Below are 18,912 nucleotides of genomic sequence, written 5' to 3'. Positions count from 1 at the left end.
GGATCCCCCGTTGACGCCTATAGAGAACGGAGACCGATCGGCGCGCAACACCCGCCACCCGCTGGGGGTCCGGATCACCGCCGGCCTGCTGGGCGTCCTGTGCCTGGTGCTGGGGCCCGTCGGCTACCTCAGGGCCATCTCGGCCGGCAGCGAGTCGGCGGCCGAGTGGTACACCCTGGGCTTCAGCGTCTCGGTGGGCCTGCCGCTGCTGGCCGCCGCCATCACCACCGTCGCCGGTGACCGCCGCGCCGCCCTGTGGTCGCTGGCGCTGCTGGGCTGGCCGGTCGTCTACGTCGCCGCCATCCACCTGGCCATCGGTTAGTCCCGGCCACCTCCGCGCGGCCGCTACGTTGGGGCCAGCCCGATCACCCGCCCCACGGAGGACCCGTGTCGCCCAAGAAGAGGAAGCGCCGCCCCGCCGGCCGCGCCCCGGCGCGGGCCGGCGCGCCGGCCGCCGCCACCCAGGACCGCGACCCCGACAGCGCGGCCCCGGCCGCGCCGCCGGCCGAGGACGGCGCCGCCGCCCCGCGCCGCCGCGTCAGCCGCACCCCGGTGGTCCTGGACGACCGCCGCCGCTGGCCCGTGGCGGTGTGGATCGTCCTGGCGGCGGTGTGGCTGCTGGGGTCCCCGCTGTTCCTGGTGTTCTTCCTGGCCGAGGGGTTCGCGCTGGTGGGCGAACCCGCCGCGGGCGCCGGCATGCGCGCCACCGCCTGGTACCTGCTGGGGCTGCTGGTGTGCGCGCTGGGGGTGCCCCTGGCGGGGGCGGCGGCCGCCGTGCTGATGCGCCGCCGCATCGCGGCCCTGCTGTTCGGAGCGGCCCTGGTGGTCTCGGCGGTGCCGCTGTTCCTGCTGGCCTCCCCGGCCGAACTGTTCGACGCCGTCCGCACCGGGCTGACCGCCGAGCCGCCCTCCGGCGGGCGGTAGCGCCGCGCCGCCCACGGCCGCGAGCCGCGATGGGCCATCATGGGTGCCCGTGGAGACCCCGAGCACCCATGAGGACACCCCGGCCCCCAGCGGCCCCGCGCCCGCCGCGCGGGCGGCGGGCGCCCCGCCCGGCGCCCCCGACGACGCCGTTGACGGCGCAGGGGGTGGCGACGGCGCCGCGCCGGCCGCCGCTGTGGCGGCCTTCGCCGCCGATGCCGCCGATGCCGACGGTGACGCGGGCGAGGCGGGCGGGGAGGTCGCCGCCGTCCCCGCCCCCGTGCTGCGGCGCCTGGCCGCCGGCCCCCACAGCGTCCTCATCGACGAGCGCGCGCTGGCCGACGTCCGCCGCCGCTTCGACGACACCCAGGCCGCCGCCCTGGGCCGCTACCTCTCCGCCGCCCAGTCGGCCAACACGCTGCGCGCCTACCGCTCCGACTGGATCGCCTTCAGCGCCTGGTGCGCCGCCGAGGGCCGCCGCGCCCTGCCCGCCGACCCCGTCGACGTCGCCGTCTACCTCGCCGCCGCCGCCGAGACCGTGCACCCACGCGACCCCGGCCGCTGGGCGCTGGCCCCCTCCACCCTGGAACGCAAGGCCGCCGCCATCGCCGCCGTCCACGGCGCCCAGGGCCTGGCCTCGCCCACCCGCTCCGACGTGGTGCGCATGACGCTGCGCGGCATCCGCCGCAGCCGCCGCGCCGCCCCCCGCCGCAAGCGCCCCCTGCTCCTGGCCACCCTGGAGGAGCTGCTGGCCCACCTGCCCGCCGCCGAGCATCCCCACGGCGCCGCCCGGCGCCGCGACGCCGCGCTCCTGCTCACCGGGTTCGCCGGAGCGCTGCGCCGCAGCGAGGTGGCCGCCCTCACCTACGACGACGTCACCCTGGAGACCGACTACCGAACCGGCGAGCCGCTGCTGCTGGTGCGCCTGGGCGCCACCAAGACCGACCAGGAGGGGCGCCGCGCCGACCGGGTCGCCCTGCCGCGCGGGCGCCGCCCCCACACCTGCCCGCTGTGCGCCTTCGCCGACTGGGCCGACGTGCGCGAGGCCCACCGCGACGCCGGCACCCCCGGCGTGCGCGCCCTGCTGGCGGCCCCCGCCCGCGAACCCGGCCTGCACCGCTGCCACACCTACACCGGCACCGACCTGGCCGACGGCGGCGCCCGCCCCCTGTTCGTCGCCGTCGACCGCCACGGCCACCTCAAGGACACCGCCCTGTCGGGCCGGGCCGTGGCCGAACTCGTCAAGCGCTACGCCCGCCGCGCCGGCCTGGACCCCGACGACTTCGGCGGCCACTCCCTGCGCGCCGGGTTCGCCACCCAGGCCGCCCTGGGCGGCGCCGGCGACCGCGAGATCATGCGCCAGGGCCGCTGGAGCAACGCCCAGACCGTGCACGGCTACATCCGCACCGCCAACCCCCTGGAGGACAACGCGGTGACCCGGTTGGGCCTGTGACGCGCCGACGCCCGATATATGTCAAGATGCGTGCGTGATCGATGAGTTTCGCGCCGCGTTCCAGGAGCTGATCGACGCCTCGGTCGCGACCGACCCGCAGCGGTTCCCCGCAGCGGTCCACCAGGTCTACCACCTGGCCTCCCAGGTCCCGGCCGAGGAGCGCGAGCTGGCGCTGGAGGCGCTGGGCCCCTTCCTGGGCGGCGGCCAGACCGTCCCCGGGGTCACCGCCGACCTGGCCGTGGTCGCCGGGGCGCTGGTGGAGATGGGCACCGACCCCGGCTCCTGCGGCATCGAGGTCGTGCGGCTGCTGCGCAGCATGGGCCAGGGCGCCGCCGTCTTCCTCTACGCCTGGGAGCGCACCGGCTCGGGTCCCCCGCCCGAGCCCGACGAGGTCACCTCGGCCGCCGAGGAGCGCGTCAGCGCCGAGCTGGGGGAGTCCGCCCCCACGGCCACGCTGTGCTGGTGGACCATCCGCCGCCACGGCCTGGCCGCCAAGACCATGCTCAGCGAGGCGTCGGTGCGCAACGCCGTGCGCGCCGACCCCGGCCTGCGCGCCGAACTGGTGGCCATCGCCAACCAGTTGCGCTCGGCCCTGCCGGAGTTCGACGAGGTGCGCGAACTGCTGCGCATGTCCGAGGCGACCTCGGCCCTGGTGCTGGACCGCGCCACCGGCCGGGGCTTTCGCGTGCTCTTCGACGGCATCGGCGACAACTTCCAACTGCACACCCTGCTGGCCGACGCCCTGATCGGCCCCGAGGGGCGCGGCCTGCCCGGACGGCGGCCCGACCCCCGCTGGACCGCCTCCTTCCGCGACTCCGCGCCCGACCCCGAGGCGCGTGTCGTCCGGGGCTGGTGGAACCTGGTGGCGCTGGACGGATCGTGGGTGTGGAACGAGGGCGTGCCCGCTGACATCCCCACCGTGGAGGGCGAGCGCGTGCTGGTGCTGGAGCCCCAGCCCTACGAGCGCTCCTGGACCGCCGGGCGGCGCCACCCCCACGTGCGCGGGTGGCTGGAGGTCGAGGAGGAGGTCTCGGCCGAGGAGGCGGCGCGCTGGTGGGGCCGCGCGGTGCCGGGGCAGTCGATGGAGGCGGCCATGTCCGCCGAGGACGACAAGGACGACGAGGGCGACGTGGCTTCGGAGGGGGCCGGGCTGTTCGCGCCGACCACGCCGCCCGGCGGCGCCGAGGCGGCCGGGGCGCCCGGCCCCGACTCCTTCGGCCAGACCTCCGCGCCCGGGGCCGATCCCGGACCTGCGGGCGCCCCGCTCGCGCCTGGGCGTGAGGCGGGCGAGGCGGGCGGAGTGGGAGAGGCGGGCGCGGCCGAGCGCGCGGAGCCTGAGCCCGCCGCCAACCCGTTCGCCGGCGCCTGGCCGCCGCCCGAGCGCGGCGAGGACCAGGGGCAGGACCAGGTGCACCAGTCGCAGGCCCAGGGCCAGGGCCGGGACGTGCTGAGCGGGCCGGGGGAGTCCGGCGCCGAGGCCGCCGCCCCCGGGCCGCGCGCCGCCGAGGAGCCCGGTGGTGCCCAGGGCGCCCCCCTCGCCTGGGGCGAGTGGGGCGAATGGCCGGGCGGAGGCTCCAACGCGGGGGAGGCGCGCGCCGCCGCCGAGCCCGACGGGCACGAACAGCGCGAGCCCGGCCCCCGCCCGTGGGGGAGCGCGGCCCACACCGAGGAGGCGCCGCCGGCCGAGGCGCAGGCGCGGGCCGTGGCCCGCCCGGCCCCGTGGCCGGGCGCCCACGAGGACTGGACCGGCGGCCAGGAGGGGCGCGAGGACGCCGAGCGCGCCGAGGCGGCTGAGGACGCCGGCACCGGCCCGGAGCGGCCCGCCCCGACCTCGGGGGCGGACTTGGCGGCCCAGGCCGCCCAGCAGCCCGCTGCGGGCGCTCAGACCGACCCCGGAGAGTCGAGCACGGCCCCCGAGAGCACCCCCTCCGCTGACGGCCCGCCGGGCGCGGGCCTGCTCCCGCCCCTGCCCCCCGGGGTGTCGGACAACCGCGGCTGGGGCCCCACCTGGCTGTAGTGCGGCTGGCCACGCCCGGCCCGCCGGAGGTGGCGTGCTGGAGGACGACGCGCCGGAGTCGCTGAAGTCTCGCCGCTCACGCGGCGGTGCGGCGCGGCCGGTGTCTCGGGGGGCCGGACTGGGGGAACAGGCGGGTCGCGCTGAGCGGCGGCGGCCCCGCCACTGACCGGGCCGGCGGGTCCCGCGCGGGGGGAGGGGAACGCCCTCGGCGGCGGGTGGCCGAAACCCCGTCCCTGCCCGCTGGTCCGGGCCGGGCCCCGGCCGCCACGGCCGTCCTCGCCCGCTCCCACGGGCGGGCGGCGAAATGCGGCCCAACCCGCGCGCATCGCCGCCTACCGCGCCCATGTGCGCCAAACCACGGGTGCGGCGCCTATTCTCGGCGGAACCCTCCTTTTTTCGCGAACCGCGGACGCCTTCCGGGAAAAATGCCGGGGAAACGCCCGGTGCCGCGTGTCGGATTGTTCGACGAAAGGCATCGGGAAAATCCCGGGAAAAGCGGCCGGGGCGCGCGCCCGCAATTCCAAGGTGCGCGGGAAAATCGGCGGCGCGGCGCGCTCGCGCCTCAGCCGGCGTCGGCGCCGCGCCGGTGGTGGCCGCCGGCGTCGGGGGCGGTACCCCACCGGGGGCGCTGGGGGTCCTCGTAGTCCTCGTCGTAGAGGCCGTCGAAGTACTCCTCCTCGGTGACCTCCGGGCGGCGCTCGCGGCCCGCCCAGCGCGAGGGGATCAGCATCGGCAAAAACAGCGCCAGTCCCAGCGGCAGGTAGGCGCCCAGCTCCAGGAGCGTCACCGCCCCCTCCAGTCCCGGCAGCGCGGGCACCCGCTCCACCAGGTCGGGGCGCAGGTGGTGAGCGGTGGTCAGCCCGGCCAGGGTGAGCCCGGCCACGCCGGGCAGCAGCGGGGTGAGCCGGGGCAGCGCCAGCGCCAGGCCCACCAGCAGCGCCACCACCGCCAGCGTGCCCACCGCCACCAGGCCGCCGGCGGTGGCGAAGGTCCGCCCGTCGGCGTCGAGGTCGATGAAGCGGGGCAGGACCCAGCCCGTCCCCAGCGCGACCACCGGGGCCAGGATCAGGCCGACGAGGAATCCCACGAGATGTCGCACGAACTTCTCCTCAGTGTCGGCGGAGTCGGCGGCGCGCGGTTCCGGCCCTGCCGCGCGCGAGCGCGGGGACCGGTCGGCGCGGGGCCGCCCCGCGCGGGGTCTCCCCGGGATCGCCACTCCGGTCGGAACTGAGGAAGCACCATAGCGACATTCGTCGCCAAATGGGCAAAGCGGGCACGCTGGGTGACGTATCGCACCGTGGCGGCGTCGCGGCGCACCGCCACCTCCGCCCGTCGCGGACCCGCCGGGGCCGGACACACCCGGTTGGCGCATCCGCGCGGCGCCTACCGTGCGTCACCGCGCGTGCCGCGCCCCGCCCGCCCTAGGGTGGAGGGCGTGAGCGAAGCACAACCACCCACCGATCCGGCCGAGGACCCCGAGGTCGTGGAACTGGCCACCCGCGTCTTCGACATGGCCCGCCGCGGCGACACCGAAGCGCTGGCCGCCTACCTCGACGCCGGCGTGCCGCCCAACCTGACCAACGACAAGGGCGACACCCTGGTCATGCTCGCCGCCTACCACGGCCACGCGGCCGCCGTGGCGGCGTTGTGCGAGCGCGGCGCCGACGTCGACCGCCTCAACGACCGGGGGCAGTCGCCGCTGGCGGGCGCGGTGTTCAAGGGCGAGGACGCGGTGGTCGAGGTCCTGCTCGACCACGGCGCCGACCCGAACGCGGGCACGCCCTCGGCCCTGGAGGCCGCGCGGATGTTCAACAAGGAGCACCATCTGCGCCGCTTCGAGGAGCAGGGCCCGGCCGCGCCCTGACGCGGCCGCCGCCGGTGTCGCGCGTCCGCGAAGCACCGCGCCGGACACCGTGCGGCAGCAGCCGGCGGCTTGGACCTCACCCAGCCCGCCCCAAAACCACGGCCGGAGTGCGCCGTATCCGCCGCCGGTTGCGGGCCCCGCGCCCACCAGCGCCCCGACCAGGCACGACCACCGTTCCAACGCAAAACGGGCATGGGGCGCGATTACCCTCTGTGGCCAACTATGGACACGGACGGTTCAAGATCCGGCACTCCGAGTAAGGATCTCCTCAGGGCCGCCCCACCAAGCAGGGGCGGCACGGCAGAGGAGAACCCCCGTGAAAACATCAGGGCGAAAAGCCGTCGCGTCACTCAGCGCTCTGGCCCTCGGCGGAGCGTTGGTGGCCGCTGTGTCGGCGGCCCCGGCTCAGGCAGACGCCGCCACCACCCCGCTGCGCGCCCCCTTCACCGACGCCAGGCTCACGACCCACCACACCGCCAAGTGCCTGGACGTGGCGGCGGCGAGCCCGGACAACGGCGCCATGGTGCAGCAGTGGGACTGCTACAGCGACCGGACCAACCAGGAGTGGGACTTCATCTCCACAACCGACGGCTACTACACCGTCCGCGCCCGCCACAGCGGCAAGTGCCTGGACGTCGCGGAGGCCAGCACCGCCGAAGGCGGCATCGTCCACCAGTGGGAATGCGTGGAGGAGCAGCCCGGCCGCTTCCGGATGAATCAGCAGTGGCGGCTCGCCCAACGCCCCAACGGCTACTTCGCCTTGGTGGCCCGCCACAGCGGCAAGTGTCTGGAGGTCCTCAACGCCGACGTCGCCAACGGCGCCCAGGTGGTCCAGGCCACGTGCGCCGAGGGGCGCCCACAGCAGGAATGGGCGCTCAGTTGACGCCGGGCGGCGCGGCGGCGCCCGCCTGACCCGCCGAGCCCGCTTTCGCCCGGAGTCCTAGCCCCAGCTAACGGGCCGGCCGCCCTCCAGGTAGGCGGTGGTTCCGGCGGCGCCGGCCGCCAGGGCGGCCTCCACGCGGCGCAGGCGGCCCGGCGGCAGCAGGTCGGGCAGTTCGGCGGGGGCGGCCAGGATGACCGCGCTCAGTTCCTCGGCGGGCAGCCGCACCCGCGCGAACGCCGCCTCGTCCACCCCTCCGGCGAAGACGTGGATCAGCGCGGGCCGCCCGTCGGGGTGGCCCGCGCCCGGCAGCCAGTCCAGGCACACCAGTCCCCGCAGCGCGGGGACGAACCCCAGCTCCTCGGCGCACTCGCGGCGGCAGGCCGCCAGCGGCGACTCCTGCTGCTCCACCACCCCGCCCGGCAGCGACCACCCGGGCTTGTAGGTGGGCTTGACCAGCAGCACCCGGCCCTCGCCGGTGGTCAGCAGCGCCCCGGCGGCGTTGCGGGTGCGCGGCAGGGAGTCGTAGAAGGCGCGCTCGCGCTCGGCGTGGGCCGCGTCCGCGCCCTGTCCCGTCCCGATGCCGGTGGTGGTCTTGGTGTCAGCGTGGTCGGCCATGGACGCGACCCTACGCACCGCACGGCGCGGCGCGCGAGGCGACCGGCCGGGGTGCCCGGGGCGGTGCAACGCCTGGGGTGCCACTCGCCCGCCGCCGCCCCCCCACAGGCCTACCCCTGGCCGCGCTCGCCCGGTTGCGCTCGGCTGCGGGCGCCCGGGAACGGGGCGACCGGCTGGGGGAGAGGGCAAGGACGGGACGACTCGCCGCGTCAGGCAGATCGGCGGCCGTGCCGGGCCTCGTACCACTTGCGGAACTCCGCGCGCAGCCGCGCCGACTCGGCGGGGTCGTCGCGGCGGTGCTCCTCGTACTCCTCGGCCGAGACGGCGTGGGCGGCGTAGAAGTCGTAGCCGGCATCGCCCGGGGACAGCACGTCCATGCCGCAGGCGATCACCGGGCCGGCGGGGTCGGCGAAGGCCGCGGGGACGTGGATGGTGCCGTCCGGGTAGCGGATGGCGTAGACGCCGCTCACTGTGTCACCCCGTAGTTGTACTCGAAGTACTCCATCACAGCGTAGGCCAGAGAGACGTCTCCGGCCAGGTGCGAGACCAGCAGGTGCTCCTTGTGCGCGGCGGTCAGCGCGAACGCCTCGGCCCACCACTCGTCGCGCTTGTGCCAGTAGGCCGCCTTGAGCAGCGGCAGGCACGCCCGGTGCAGGTCGCGCCACTCCCGCGTCTCCGACATCATGCGGTCGGCCACGTCCAGCACGTGGCCCACCTCGTGCAGCACCAGCGACACCGACTGGTGGGGCCGCCCGCCGATGGCCACCACGCCGTAGCGGTAGATGCCGGTGAAGCGGTCGAAGGTGCGCGAGGCGGGGTCGTCGGGGTCGGTGGGGCGCCCCCGCAGGTGCCCCAAACCGTCCAGGTCCACCACCGAGCCCTCGCCCACGTAGATGCCCTCCACCTCGTCGATCACCCGGTCGGCGATGTGGAAGGGCAGGTTGGCCAGGGCGTCGATGTGGCCGATGACGGTGGGGTGGGGTCGGGTGCCGGCCGCCCACTGGCGGTGCAGCACGGTCTCCATCCGGCCCAGGTGGCGCCGGCCGTCGTCGGGGATGGGGACGACCCCGGGAGGGTGGGGGCCGCATTCAACGCGAGGTCGCACGCCCGCTGAATCTACCGCCCACCCGCCCAAGGCGGGCACCCCGGGCCGCCGTGGAAGCGCCCAGCGCCCCGCCGTTATGCTCTCGGCCATGTCCCCGCTCCCCCCGCCGGCCGGCGCACCGGTCGGATCATCGGTCCTGTCCCCTCGCCGCCATGGGTGAGGCGCACCCGCGCCGCCGCGCCTCGGGCCTGGCCCTGGCGGTGGCCTCCGCCCTGTGCTTCGGCGGCTCGGGCCCGGTGGCCCGCCCCCTGCTGGAGGCCGGCCTGGACCCCCTCCACGTCACCTGGCTGCGGGTGGCCGGCGCCGCCGTGCTGCTGGCGCCGCTGGCCGTGCGCCACCGCCGCGTCCTGCGCACCCACCCCGCGCTGCTGCTGGCCTTCGGCGCCCTGCCCATGGCCGGGGTGCAGGCGTTCTACTTCGCCGCCATCAACCGCATCCCGGTGGGGGTGGCGCTGCTCATCGAGTTCCTGGGGCCGGTGCTGGTGCTGGCCTGGGTGCGGTTCGTGCGGCGCCGCCCCGTCTCGCGCGCCGCCGTGGTCGGGGTGGTGCTGGCGGTGGGCGGCCTGTCCTGCCTGCTGGAGGTGTGGGCGGGGGTGCGCCTGGACGCGGTGGGCCTGCTGCTGGCCCTGGGCGCGATGGTCTGCCAGGCCGCCTACTTCCTGCTGGGCGACGCCGCCGGCGACGACGTCGACCCCATGGCGGTGGTGGCCTACGGCGCGCTCATCGGCGCGGTCCTCATCAGCGCCGTCGCCGCGCCCTGGACGCTGCCCTGGCAGCGCCTGGCGGGCGGCGTGCAGGTGGCCGGAGCCGAGGTCCCGGCGGCGGCGTGCGTGGTGTGGCTGGCGCTGGTGACCACCGCGCTGGCCTACGCCACCGGGGTCGGGGCGATCCGCCGGCTGACGCCGATGGTGGCCGGCGCGGTGGCCTACCTGGAGGTGGTGACCGCGATCGTGCTGGCCTGGCTGCTGCTGGGCGAGGCGCTCACCCCGCCACAGGCGCTGGGGGCGGTCATCGTGGTGGCCGGGGCGTTCGTCGCCCAGCGGGCCGTGCCCGCCCCGGCTGCGGGGCCCGACGCCGGTGCCTCAGGCTCCGGCGGCCGGGGCGGGACCGCCCGGACCGCCTCCGGTTGAGCCGTCCCGGTCGGGAGCCGCCCCGGTGCCCAGCGGCTCGCGGGTGACCGGGGTGCGGCCCAGGCGGCGGCGCAGCTCGTAGGCCACCAGCGTCACCGCCAGCGCCCCCAGGGTGGCGGCCAGCGGCAGCCGCTGCTCGGGCAGGTAGGCCATGGCCGCCATCACCGAGACCAGCCCGGCCAGCACCGCCCAGCTCACATAGGGGAACCCCCACATGCGGAAGGTCAGCCGCTCGGGCTCCTGGCGGCGCAGCCGCCGCCCCAGCACCAGTTGGGAGGCCACGATGGTGATGAACAGCACCAGCAGGATCGCGCCGATGGAGGCCACCAGGAACGGGAACACGGTGGTGGGCCACAGGTAGTTGCCGATGACCGAGGCGTAGCCCACGGCGGTGCCCAGCAGGATCGCCCGCGTGGGCACGCCGCGCCGGCCCACCGAGGACAGCCCGCGCGGGGCGTCGCCCTGGCGGGTGAGCACGTGCAGCATCCGCGAGGACGTGTAGAGGGCGGCGTTGAGGACGCTGAGCACGGCCACGAACACCACGATCTCCATGATCAGCGCCGCGCCGGGCACCCCCACCCGCTCCATCACCGACACGAACGGGCTCTCCAGCACCTCGGCGTCGTTCCAGGGCAGCACGGCCACCACCACCAGGATGGAGGCCACGTAGAACAGGGCGATGCGCCACAGGACGTTGGTGGCGGCGCGGGCGACGTTGCGCTCGGGCTCGTCGCTCTCCCCGGCGGCGATCGTCACGATCTCCACCCCGCCGAAGGAGAACAGCACCACCACGGTGGCGGCCAGCACCGCGCCCCAGCCGTGGGGGGCGAACCCGCCGTGAACCCACAGGTTGTCCACGGTGGCCCCGCCCGCCCCGGGCCACAGGCCCAGCGCGAACAGCCCGCCCATGATCAGGAAGGCCACGATGGTGGCGACCTTGATCAGCGAGAACACCGACTCGGTCTCCCCGAAGACCCGCGCCGAGACCAGGTTGGCCCCGGTCATCACCAGCAGCAGCACCAGCGACAGCAGCCAGCCGGGCAGCGGCACCCACCCGGCCAGGGTGGCGGCCCCGGCCACCGCCTCGGCGGCCACCAGCACGCTGTACATCCACCAGTACAGCCACCCGATGCAGAACCCGGCGCGCGGGCCCAGGGCCATGCGCGCGTAGTCGGAGAAGGAGCCGGCCGCGGGGCGGGCCACCACCATCTCGCCCAGGGCGCGCAGCGTCAGCAGCACCAGGGCTCCGGCGAGGGCGTAGGACAGGATCGCGGCGGGTCCGGCGGCGTTGATGACCGCGCCCGATCCGATGAACAGCCCGGCGCCCACCGATCCGCCGATGGCGATCATCGCCATGTGGCGTCGGCGCAGCGTGTGGGCGAGTCCGGCGGTGCGGGTGGGCGCGGGGGCGGGTGTCTGCTCGGCGGTCACGGCCACCGAGGGTATCGGCTCCCCACTCCTGGTGCCGACCCGCACCCGCACAAGCGCGTGCGGGCGCGACCGCGCGGGTGCGAGCGGCGGGGGAGCGGGCCTCCCCCGGCCGGGGGAGGCCGCCGGCCGCGCCGCCGTGGCAGGATCAGGACGTGGACCTGCTGCGGCGCATCGCCGCGCCCCTGTTGAGCACGGCGACCTACGCGCGCTGGGCCCACCTCGTCCTGGGCGGGGTGGTGCTGCTGCCCTACCTGGTGGCCGCCGCCGTGCTGGTCTCCCTGGTGCTCACCGGCGGCACCGCGCTGCTGGACGCCCAGGAGGCCGCCGCGCCCTCCCTGGTGGGCGGCGTCCCCCTGGCGCTGGCGGGCGTGGTGGCCACCGCCTGGATCCCCGGGGTGCGCACGATGGAGGGCCACCTGGCGCGCGCCCTGCTGGGCGGACCCATGGCCGACCACCGGGCCGGCGAGCCCGCCACCTGGCGCACCCGCATGCGCACCGGCCTGTGGCTGGCGGCCCACCTCACCGTCGGCTTCGCGGTGTGCCTGGGCACCATGGTCGGGCTCACCGAGGCCGCCGGGCTGGCGCTGGCCCCGCTGGCCGCCCGCCCCGAGCAGGTGATGCCCATGGCCGTGTGGCTGCTGGGCGGCCCCCCGGTGCACGGCCTGCGCCTGCTGGCGGCCCCGCTGGTGGGCGCCCTGCTGCTGGCGGGGGTTGTCTACGCGGTGGCGCTGGTGGGGGCGGGCATGGCGCGCCTGGCGCCGGTGCTGCTGGGCCCCTCGCCCGCCGAGCGGCTGGCCGCCGCCCAGGAGCGCGTGGAGGCCCTGGCCGAACGCAACCGGCTGGCCCGCGAGCTGCACGACTCCATCGGCCACGCGCTGTCGGTGGTGGCCCTCCAGGCCGGGGCCGCCGCCCGCGTCATCGACGCCGACCCCGCCTTCGCCCGCTCGGCCCTGGAGGCCATCGCCGACCAGGCCCGCACCGCCACCGCCGACCTCGACCACGTCCTGGGGCTGCTGCGCGAGGAGCGCGCCGGCACCGCCCCCCAGCGCGACCTGGGCGACCTGGAGGGCCTGCTGGCGGCCACCCGCGCCACCGGCGCCCGCCTGGAGGCGTCCGTGGAGGGCGAGGTGGCCCGGGTGCCCGGCGTCGTCTCCCGCGAGGCGTTCCGCGTCTGCCAGGAGGCCCTCACCAACGCGCTGCGCCACGGTGGCGTCGGCGGCCCCATCATCCTGCGGCTGCGCGTGGCACCGGGCGCCCTGGAGGCCGAGGTCGCCAACCCCGCGCCGCCGCGTGCGCGCGCCCCGCGCCGGGGCGGCGGGCGGGGGCTGCGCGGCGCCCGCGAACGGCTGCGGCTGCTGGGGGGCACCCTGGCGGCCGGTCCCGAGCCCGACGGACACTGGCGGCTGCGCGCCGCCGTCACCTGGAAGGACACCGCATGATCCGGGTCGCACTGGTCGACGACGAGGACCTCGTCCGCGCCGGGCTGCGCGCGCTCATCACCGCCGAGCCCGACCTGGAGGTGGTGGCCGAGGAGGCCGACGGCGCGGGGGTGGTGGACATGGCCCGGCGCCACCGCCCCGACGTGGTGCTGATGGACGTGCGCATGCCCGGCCTGGACGGGATCGAGGCCACCCGCGCGCTGCTGCGCCGGTTGGACGACCCGCCCACGGTGGTGGTGCTGACCACCTTCGAGAACGACGACTACGTGTACGGGGCGCTGCGGGCGGGGGCCAGCGGGTTCCTGCTCAAGCGCAGCCGGCCCGAGGACATCCTGGACGCGGTGCGGCTGGTGGCCCGCGGCGACTCGGTGCTGTTCCCGGCGGCCATCCGCCGGCTGGCCGAGGCGCTGGCGCCCGATCCGGGCGCGGGGGAGGGGCCGGCGGGCCGGGTGCCGGCGCTGACCGAGCGGGAGAGCGCCACGCTGCGGCTGATGGCGCGGGGGATGTCCAACGCCGAGATCGCGGCGGCGCTGGTGGTGGGGGTGGAGACGGTCAAGACGCACGTCTCCAACGTCCTGGCCAAGCTGGGGGTGCGCGACCGCACCCAGGCGGTGGTGGCGGCCTATGACTCGGGCCTGATCCGCCCGGGCGCGGACGCGCGCGGTCCGGTGTGACCGATTTGTGAATCTACGCCGTAAAGGCCGCTATTTCGTGGAAACCACACTTTCGCGCCACCGGGTGAACGGCACCCGCACCTCCTCCGGCACCCACGCCAGCGCCTCGGCGTCAACCTGGGCCGGGCTCAGCCGCGGCAGGTGCACCAGCGCGTCGAAGGCCACGGCAGCGGCCACGTCGGTGTACTCCTCGCCGTTGCCCGCACGCTGCCCGGCCGCCGCCGCCAGCGCCTGGGCGTCCGCCCCCTCCAGGCGCCGCACGTCCACCCCGGCGGGCCAACCGCCGCACGAGGCGGCCATCAGCGCGTCCAGACTCCCCGGCGCGGGCGGGGCCATGCCCGCGAAGAGCACGCCCTCACCGAAGTCGGCGCCGACGTTGAGCATGTGCCCGGCCCCGGCGGTGGCGCCCACCACCCGGTAGTCGGTGCCCAGCGCCCGCGCCAGGCGCATCCCCATGGAGTCGGTGGGGGCGGCACCGGGCACCGCGCACGGCCAGCGCCCCACGTGCCCGTTGTGGGCGGCCACCACCACGCGCTCCTCGCGCTCCAGCACCCACTCCACCGTGGCGGCCAGCGCCTCCTCCCGCACCTCCATCACCGCGTTCAGGTCGCCGCCGGCCATCGCCGCCGTCATCCGCGCCAGCGCGGCCGTGGACTCGGCGGCGCGCAGCGCCCGGTCGAAGGCCGCCGCACCCGTGCGCCCGACATAGCGTTCGCGGCCCGTGCGCAGCCGCTCCGCGACCCCGGCCGCACCCGCCACCAGCGCCTCGCGCTCGGCGCCCGGCAGTCGCGCCCAGGCGGCCATGGCGGCGGGCGCGGAGAAGGGGGAGGCCGCCGCCACCGCTTCGGCGCCCGCCCGCAGGGCCGCCTCCACACCCGCCCCGGGATCGGCCTCGGCCAGGTAGGCGTCCACGGCCGCCAACCCCGGCACGAGCGAGACGTGGGAGCCGGGCAGGTCGATGCCGTAGAAGCCCACCGGGCGCGCCGCGCCGGCGTTGTGGGCGCGCATCCACTCCAGGTGCGCCCGCATCGGCCGCCACAGCCCCATCAGCGAGGTCAGCCCGTCGGCCTGCACCCGCGCCGGCGGCTCGGCGCCGCCGCGCACCCAGGCGTCGGCGCGGGCCGACTCCGCGAACCCGGTCTCCATGGCGTAGGCGGTGAACCCGTGGCGGCGCACCAGGTAGGCCAGCAGCCGCCGGCGCAACTGGAAGGACTCGCGGTTGTAGTGGGCGGTCTCGCCCAGGGCCAGCACGCGCGCGCCGCCGACCACGTCGCCCAGCCACTCCAGGTCGGCGAAGGAGTCGTCGGGGTCCAGGTCCAGGGTGCGCAGCGGCCGCACGGCGCGCGGGCTCAGCGCGGCCGGTGCGGCGGGGGAGAGGGGGGAGGAGGTGGTGTCCACGGGGCGTCCTTTCATTGGTTCCAATTTTGGGAACGGTACCAGATGTGGGAACGTTGGGGTGTGGACGCCACCGACCTCCTCCTGCACCCCGTCCGGCTGCGCATCGTGCACGCCCTGCCGGTCGGCCGCACCCGCACCACCGCCCAGATCAGCGCCGCCCTGCCCGACGTCCCCAAGACCACCGTCTACCGCCACGTCGCCCTCCTGGCCGAGGCCGGCCTGCTGGAGGTGGCCGGCGAGCAGCGCGTACGCGGCGCGGTCGAGCGCACCTACCGGCTGCGCCCCGAGCGCGCCGCCATCGACGCCGACGACGCCGCCGGCATGACCACCGAAGACCACCGGCGCGGCTTCACCGCCGCCATGGCCGCCCTGCTCGCCGAGTTCTCCGCCTACCTCGACACCGGCCGGGCCGACCCCCTCGCCGACTCCGTCGGCTATCGCCAGGCCGTCCTGTCGCTCACCCCGGAAGAGGCCGCCGACCTCGCCGCCGACCTGCGCGCCGTGCTGACCCGCCACGCCCAGCGCACCGTTCGCGCCCCCGAGGACCCCCGCCGCCGTCCCCACCTGCTCAGCCTCATCCTGTTCCCCACCCGCCCCTCCGCTCAGGCCGCCGAGGAGCCCCGGCGGCCCGGGGAGGGCGACGCCGGCGCCGGGCCGCCGCGGGAGGCGGAGGAGGACCCGCCGGCGCGTTGATGCGCGGGGCGCGGAGGAGCGCGGCGAACGGTGGCGATGCCCCCGGGCGCGGCCCGCCGGCTTGGACCGCCCCTCCGCCGCCCCCTACGCTGAACCCGCCCCGGTACCGCCCCCCGCGGACCGCCCGCGGCGGGGACCCCCCGACACGGAGGTCACCCGACGATGCCCCCTCGCCCCGCACCCGTCGCCACCCTGCGCCTGGCCCACGCAGGGCGCGCCAACGACATCACCAACGCCGCCGTCACCCAGGTCCAGCGCCCCGCCACCGGTTGGGCCGCCCATCCCCTCACCTGCCACGTCTGCGGCCAGAGGTTCACCGTGGAGGTGTGCAGCCTGAGCGACCTCACGACCGTGGTCCGCCGCCGGCGCACACTCCAGGGACTGGCGGGGCTGGGCGCCGGCGCGCTCCTGCTCGCGGCCGCCGTCCTCGCGGGCCAGGCCGCCGTGGTCGTGGGGGTGGTGCTGGGCATCCTGGGCGGCCTCGCGGTGCTCGTCGCGGCGGCGCATCTGGCCATCACGCCCTACTACCAGGGCATCAGCCCGCCGCGCCGGGAATCCGACGGCAAGGTGCTGCAACTGCCCGGACCCGCCGACCACCGAATCTTTTAGCAGAGTAAAAGAGTTTGGGCGGTGCGGCGGGGGAGTGCACACCGCCCCGCCGCACCGCCGTCCGCGCACGTGGGGGAGAGGGGCCGGGAGCACGGCGTCCCGCGAGGTGGGGGAGCCCGGGGCGGCCGCACAGGGGGGAGGCGGAGAGGAGGGACGGCGGGGGTGTGCGTGGGGAGGGTGAGTGTGCCGGCACAGGAAACGGGACATCCCGCCCCGGAATCGTTCATTTAGGAATCTACGCCGTAAAGGCGTCCGTTTAAAAGTAGAACCAATATGCCAATACCAAAAACCAACCTCCGAAACACCAGCCCTCCCCACCACCCACCTCCTCAAGATGAGGGGAGTAGGGCGTCAGCGGCACGGCGGGCGGTGGCGGCCGAGTCCGTCGCGCCCAGCACGGTGAAGGCCACGGTGGCGCCCTCGTGCAGCATCAGCAGGGCGTCGCCCAGCGGTCCGGGGTCGGCCGCGCCCGTGCCGGCGGCCAGGTCCCGGTACAGCCCGCGCGTCCACTCCTTCTGCTCGCGGGCCACCCGCCGGCCGGGGTGCTCGGGGTCGGGCAGTTCGGCGCAGGCGTTGACCATGGCGCAGCCGCGCCGGCCGTGCCCGGCCAGCCACTCGCCCAGGGCGTCGTAGGTGGCCAGGACGCGGGCGCGGGCGTCGGGCAGGGGCGCCAGGCGGCCGTTCAGGTAGGCGCGCCAGCGCCGGTCGCGCTCGCTCAGGTAGGCGACGACGAGCGCGTCCTTGGAGCCGAACCGGTCGTAGATGGTCTTCTTGGTGATGCCGGCGTGCTCGGCCAGCAGGTCCATACCGACGGTGTTGATGCCGCGCGTGTAGAACAGCTCGTGCGCGGAGTCCAGGACGCGCCGGGCGGCGGGGGTTAGCGGGCGCGCGGTGGGCGGGGTGGGCGGGGTGGGCATGGGCGGCCTCGCGGTCGGTGGGCGGGACAGGGCCACCCCGATTATACCGACCGGTGTGGTTATCCCGGGGCGGTCTCCACCCCGCCCCCTCAGCGCTCGCCGGCCTCCGGCGGCGGGGGAGTGCCCCGCGACAGCCGCGACGGCTCCACCGGATCAGCCCGTGCGTGGCGCCGGCGCAGCAGCGCCACATCCGCCGCATCGGCGATGATCTTCGTGAAGTTCTCCGGCTGGTCCAGGTTAACCATGTGCCCGGCCCGCGGCACGTTGATCAGCCGCCCGTCCGCACACGCGTCCAGGAACCGCTTCTCATGGATGCGGAAGTGGTCGCGCGACCCGTTGACCAGCCACACCGGCCCCGGATAGGACCCCAGCGCCCCCAGCACGTCCATGTCGGTGATCTCGTCGATCGCGTCGCGCGCCGCCTCCATCGCCAGCCCCCCGTCCAGGACCGCCTGGGCGCCCTCGCCCCGCAGCAGCAGCCGGTGGAACCGCTCGTTGACCGACTGCCCCCGGTCGGGCAGCCGGTCCAGCAGCGCCGTGGGGATCCGGTACACCTGGCTCAGCGTCTGGTCGGGGCGGGCCGTGCACCCGGCCGCCACCAGCCCCGCCACCCGGTGGGGGATCGCCGCGGCCGTGGCGATGGACACGAACCCGCCCATGCTCAACCCCACCACCAAGGCGCGCGGCCCCAGCGACTCCACGGTGTCCACCACCGCCTGAACGGCGCTGCCCAGGGTGAAGGGCTCACCCCGGCGGGTGCCGTGCCCGGGCAGGTCGCAGGCGATGGCGCGCCGCCCCTGGCGCGTCAGCTCCTCCAGTTGGGGCCGCCACATGCTCGCCGAGATCCGCAGCCCGTGCACCAGCACGATGGGCAGGCTCTCAGGAGGCTCCTCGGCGGCGGCGGAGCGCTGGGCGGCGGGTTCGGGGGCGCGGGCCTCGCGCGGGTCGGCGGCGCTCATGGCGTGTAGGTCACGGTGACGGGGGCGTGGTCGGACCAGCGCAGGTCATAGGAGGCGGCGCGTTCGACCCGGGCGTCGGCGGCGGTGGCGGCCAGGCCGGGGGTGGCCAGGTGGTAGTCGATGCGCCAGCCGGTGTCGTTGTCGAAGGCCCGGCCGCGGTAGGACCACCACGAGTAGGGGCCCTCGGCGTCGGGGTGCAGCGCCCGCACCACGTCGGTGTAGCCGGCCTCGGTCAGCAGGCGGTCGAACCAGGCGCGCTCCTCGGGCAGGAACCCCGAGTGGGTGCGGTTGTTGCGCCAGTTCTTCAGGTCGGCGGGGCGGTGGGCGATGTTGAAGTCGCCGCAGACCAGCAGGTGGCGGCCCTGGGCCTGGACGTCGCGGGCGCGGCGGGCCAGGTAGGGCAGGAAGGCGTCCATGAAGCGGTGCTTCTCGTCCTGGCGGGGGGTGCCGGCGTCGCCGGAGGGCAGGTAGAGGCTGGCCAGGGTGAGGGGGCCGAGGTCGGCTTCGAGGTAGCGGCCGGAGTGGGCGAACTCGCCGGCGTCGAAGCCGATGCGGTGGGCCTGGGCCGGTTGGCGGGTGTAGAGGGCGACGCCGGCGCGACCGCGGTCGGCGGCGGGGGCGAGCAGGAGGTGCCAGCCGGGGGGCCGGGCCAGGTCGGGTGGGAGCTGGTCGCGGGTGGCGCGGGTCTCCTGGAGGCACACGGCGTGGGCGTCGGTGGCGGCCAGCCAGGCGGTGAAGCCCTTCTTGGCGGCGGCGCGCAACCCGTTCACGTTGACCGTGGAGATCGTCATCGTCGCGGACACG

20 protein-coding genes are annotated in these 18,912 nt (G+C 76.4%); 11 read left to right on the top strand and 9 right to left on the bottom strand.

Translation table 11 applies throughout. From position 1 onward, the window contains the following. Nucleotides 1-10: 10 nt before the first annotated feature. From LG943_RS03690 to LG943_RS03675, 4 genes are all read left to right on the top strand, one after another. A complete protein-coding gene (locus LG943_RS03690) occupies nt 11-322 on the top strand; it encodes a hypothetical protein (RefSeq protein WP_270070727.1) in 312 nt (103 codons plus the stop codon). Nucleotides 323-387: 65 nt separating this feature from the next. Beyond that, nucleotides 388-924: a hypothetical protein gene (locus LG943_RS03685; RefSeq protein WP_270070726.1), complete on the top strand. Its 537-nt coding sequence runs from the start codon at nt 388-390 to the stop codon at nt 922-924. A 277-nt stretch (nt 925-1,201) separates the two neighbouring features. After that, entirely contained in the window at nt 1,202-2,374 is a 1,173-nt protein-coding gene (locus LG943_RS03680) for a site-specific integrase (RefSeq protein WP_270070810.1), read from the top strand. 34 nt (nt 2,375-2,408) lie between these two features. Continuing rightward, on the top strand, nt 2,409-4,391 hold the full coding sequence (locus LG943_RS03675) for a hypothetical protein (RefSeq protein ID WP_270070725.1): 1,983 nt from the start codon (nt 2,409-2,411) through the stop codon (nt 4,389-4,391). A 562-nt stretch (nt 4,392-4,953) separates the two neighbouring features. Here LG943_RS03675 and LG943_RS03670 read toward each other — a convergent pair. Continuing rightward, entirely contained in the window at nt 4,954-5,490 is a 537-nt protein-coding gene (locus LG943_RS03670) for a hypothetical protein (RefSeq protein ID WP_270070724.1), read from the bottom strand. 411 nt (nt 5,491-5,901) lie between these two features. Between LG943_RS03670 and LG943_RS03665 the strand changes: the two genes are divergently transcribed. Together LG943_RS03665 and LG943_RS03660 are read left to right on the top strand one after the other, a co-directional pair. Further along, nucleotides 5,902-6,255, top strand: a complete 354-nt coding sequence (locus LG943_RS03665; protein ID WP_408648537.1) for an ankyrin repeat domain-containing protein — start codon at nt 5,902-5,904, stop codon at nt 6,253-6,255. A gap of 379 nt (nt 6,256-6,634) precedes the next feature. Continuing rightward, entirely contained in the window at nt 6,635-7,138 is a 504-nt protein-coding gene (locus tag LG943_RS03660) for an RICIN domain-containing protein (RefSeq protein ID WP_270070722.1), read from the top strand. A gap of 57 nt (nt 7,139-7,195) precedes the next feature. On the opposite strand, the gene LG943_RS03655 is transcribed toward LG943_RS03660, so the two are convergent. The 3 genes from LG943_RS03655 to LG943_RS03645 all read right to left on the bottom strand — a co-directional run bounded on the left by LG943_RS03655 (nt 7,196) and on the right by LG943_RS03645 (nt 8,858). Next, nucleotides 7,196-7,753: an NUDIX domain-containing protein gene (locus tag LG943_RS03655; protein WP_270070721.1), complete on the bottom strand. Its 558-nt coding sequence runs from the start codon at nt 7,751-7,753 to the stop codon at nt 7,196-7,198. A 209-nt stretch (nt 7,754-7,962) separates the two neighbouring features. Continuing rightward, nucleotides 7,963-8,223, bottom strand: a complete 261-nt coding sequence (locus LG943_RS03650) for a hypothetical protein (RefSeq protein WP_270070720.1) — start codon at nt 8,221-8,223, stop codon at nt 7,963-7,965. After that, a complete protein-coding gene (locus LG943_RS03645) occupies nt 8,220-8,858 on the bottom strand; it encodes an anthrax toxin lethal factor-related metalloendopeptidase (protein ID WP_179766026.1) in 639 nt (212 codons plus the stop codon). The genes LG943_RS03650 and LG943_RS03645 overlap by 4 nt, the downstream gene beginning before the upstream one ends. Nucleotides 8,859-9,010: 152 nt before the next feature. Between LG943_RS03645 and LG943_RS03640 the strand changes: the two genes are divergently transcribed. Further along, nucleotides 9,011-9,988, top strand: coding sequence for an EamA family transporter (locus tag LG943_RS03640; RefSeq protein ID WP_270070719.1), 978 nt, complete (start codon nt 9,011-9,013; stop codon nt 9,986-9,988). On the opposite strand, the gene LG943_RS03635 is transcribed toward LG943_RS03640, so the two are convergent. Beyond that, nucleotides 9,941-11,344, bottom strand: coding sequence for an amino acid permease (locus tag LG943_RS03635; protein WP_270070809.1), 1,404 nt, complete (start codon nt 11,342-11,344; stop codon nt 9,941-9,943). The genes LG943_RS03640 and LG943_RS03635 overlap by 48 nt on opposite strands. Nucleotides 11,345-11,571: 227 nt before the next feature. On the opposite strand from LG943_RS03635, the gene LG943_RS03630 reads away from it, so the two are divergent. Both LG943_RS03630 and LG943_RS03625 read left to right on the top strand, forming a co-directional pair. Continuing rightward, the gene (locus LG943_RS03630; protein WP_270070718.1) at nt 11,572-12,858 is read left to right on the top strand and encodes a sensor histidine kinase; all 1,287 of its coding nucleotides are present in this window, start codon (nt 11,572-11,574) and stop codon (nt 12,856-12,858) included. Beyond that, nucleotides 12,855-13,532 (top strand): response regulator, encoded by a 678-nt coding sequence (locus tag LG943_RS03625; RefSeq protein ID WP_270070717.1) that lies wholly within the window; start codon nt 12,855-12,857, stop codon nt 13,530-13,532. Before LG943_RS03630 ends, LG943_RS03625 begins: the two co-directional genes overlap by 4 nt. Nucleotides 13,533-13,562: 30 nt before the next feature. On the opposite strand, the gene LG943_RS03620 is transcribed toward LG943_RS03625, so the two are convergent. Further along, a complete protein-coding gene (locus LG943_RS03620) occupies nt 13,563-14,930 on the bottom strand; it encodes an erythromycin esterase family protein (RefSeq protein ID WP_270070716.1) in 1,368 nt (455 codons plus the stop codon). A gap of 60 nt (nt 14,931-14,990) precedes the next feature. On the opposite strand from LG943_RS03620, the gene LG943_RS03615 reads away from it, so the two are divergent. Continuing rightward, on the top strand, nt 14,991-15,623 hold the full coding sequence (locus LG943_RS03615; RefSeq protein ID WP_270070715.1) for a helix-turn-helix domain-containing protein: 633 nt from the start codon (nt 14,991-14,993) through the stop codon (nt 15,621-15,623). Between the two features lie 162 nt (nt 15,624-15,785). After that, the gene (locus LG943_RS03610; RefSeq protein ID WP_270070714.1) at nt 15,786-16,232 is read left to right on the top strand and encodes a hypothetical protein; all 447 of its coding nucleotides are present in this window, start codon (nt 15,786-15,788) and stop codon (nt 16,230-16,232) included. 329 nt (nt 16,233-16,561) lie between these two features. Here LG943_RS03610 and LG943_RS03605 read toward each other — a convergent pair whose 3' ends face one another. From LG943_RS03605 to LG943_RS03595, 3 genes are all read right to left on the bottom strand, one after another. Beyond that, entirely contained in the window at nt 16,562-17,149 is a 588-nt protein-coding gene (locus LG943_RS03605) for a TetR/AcrR family transcriptional regulator (protein ID WP_270070713.1), read from the bottom strand. A gap of 89 nt (nt 17,150-17,238) precedes the next feature. Next, on the bottom strand, nt 17,239-17,982 hold the full coding sequence (locus LG943_RS03600; protein ID WP_408648536.1) for an alpha/beta fold hydrolase: 744 nt from the start codon (nt 17,980-17,982) through the stop codon (nt 17,239-17,241). 122 nt (nt 17,983-18,104) lie between these two features. Then, entirely contained in the window at nt 18,105-18,899 is a 795-nt protein-coding gene (locus tag LG943_RS03595; protein ID WP_270070808.1) for an exodeoxyribonuclease III, read from the bottom strand. Nucleotides 18,900-18,912: the final 13 nt, after the last annotated feature.

It is taken from the genome of Streptomonospora mangrovi (genome assembly GCF_027604915.1).
Taxonomy (GTDB): domain Bacteria; phylum Actinomycetota; class Actinomycetes; order Streptosporangiales; family Streptosporangiaceae; genus Streptomonospora; species Streptomonospora mangrovi.
This window is presented reverse-complemented; position numbering and strand designations above follow the sequence as displayed.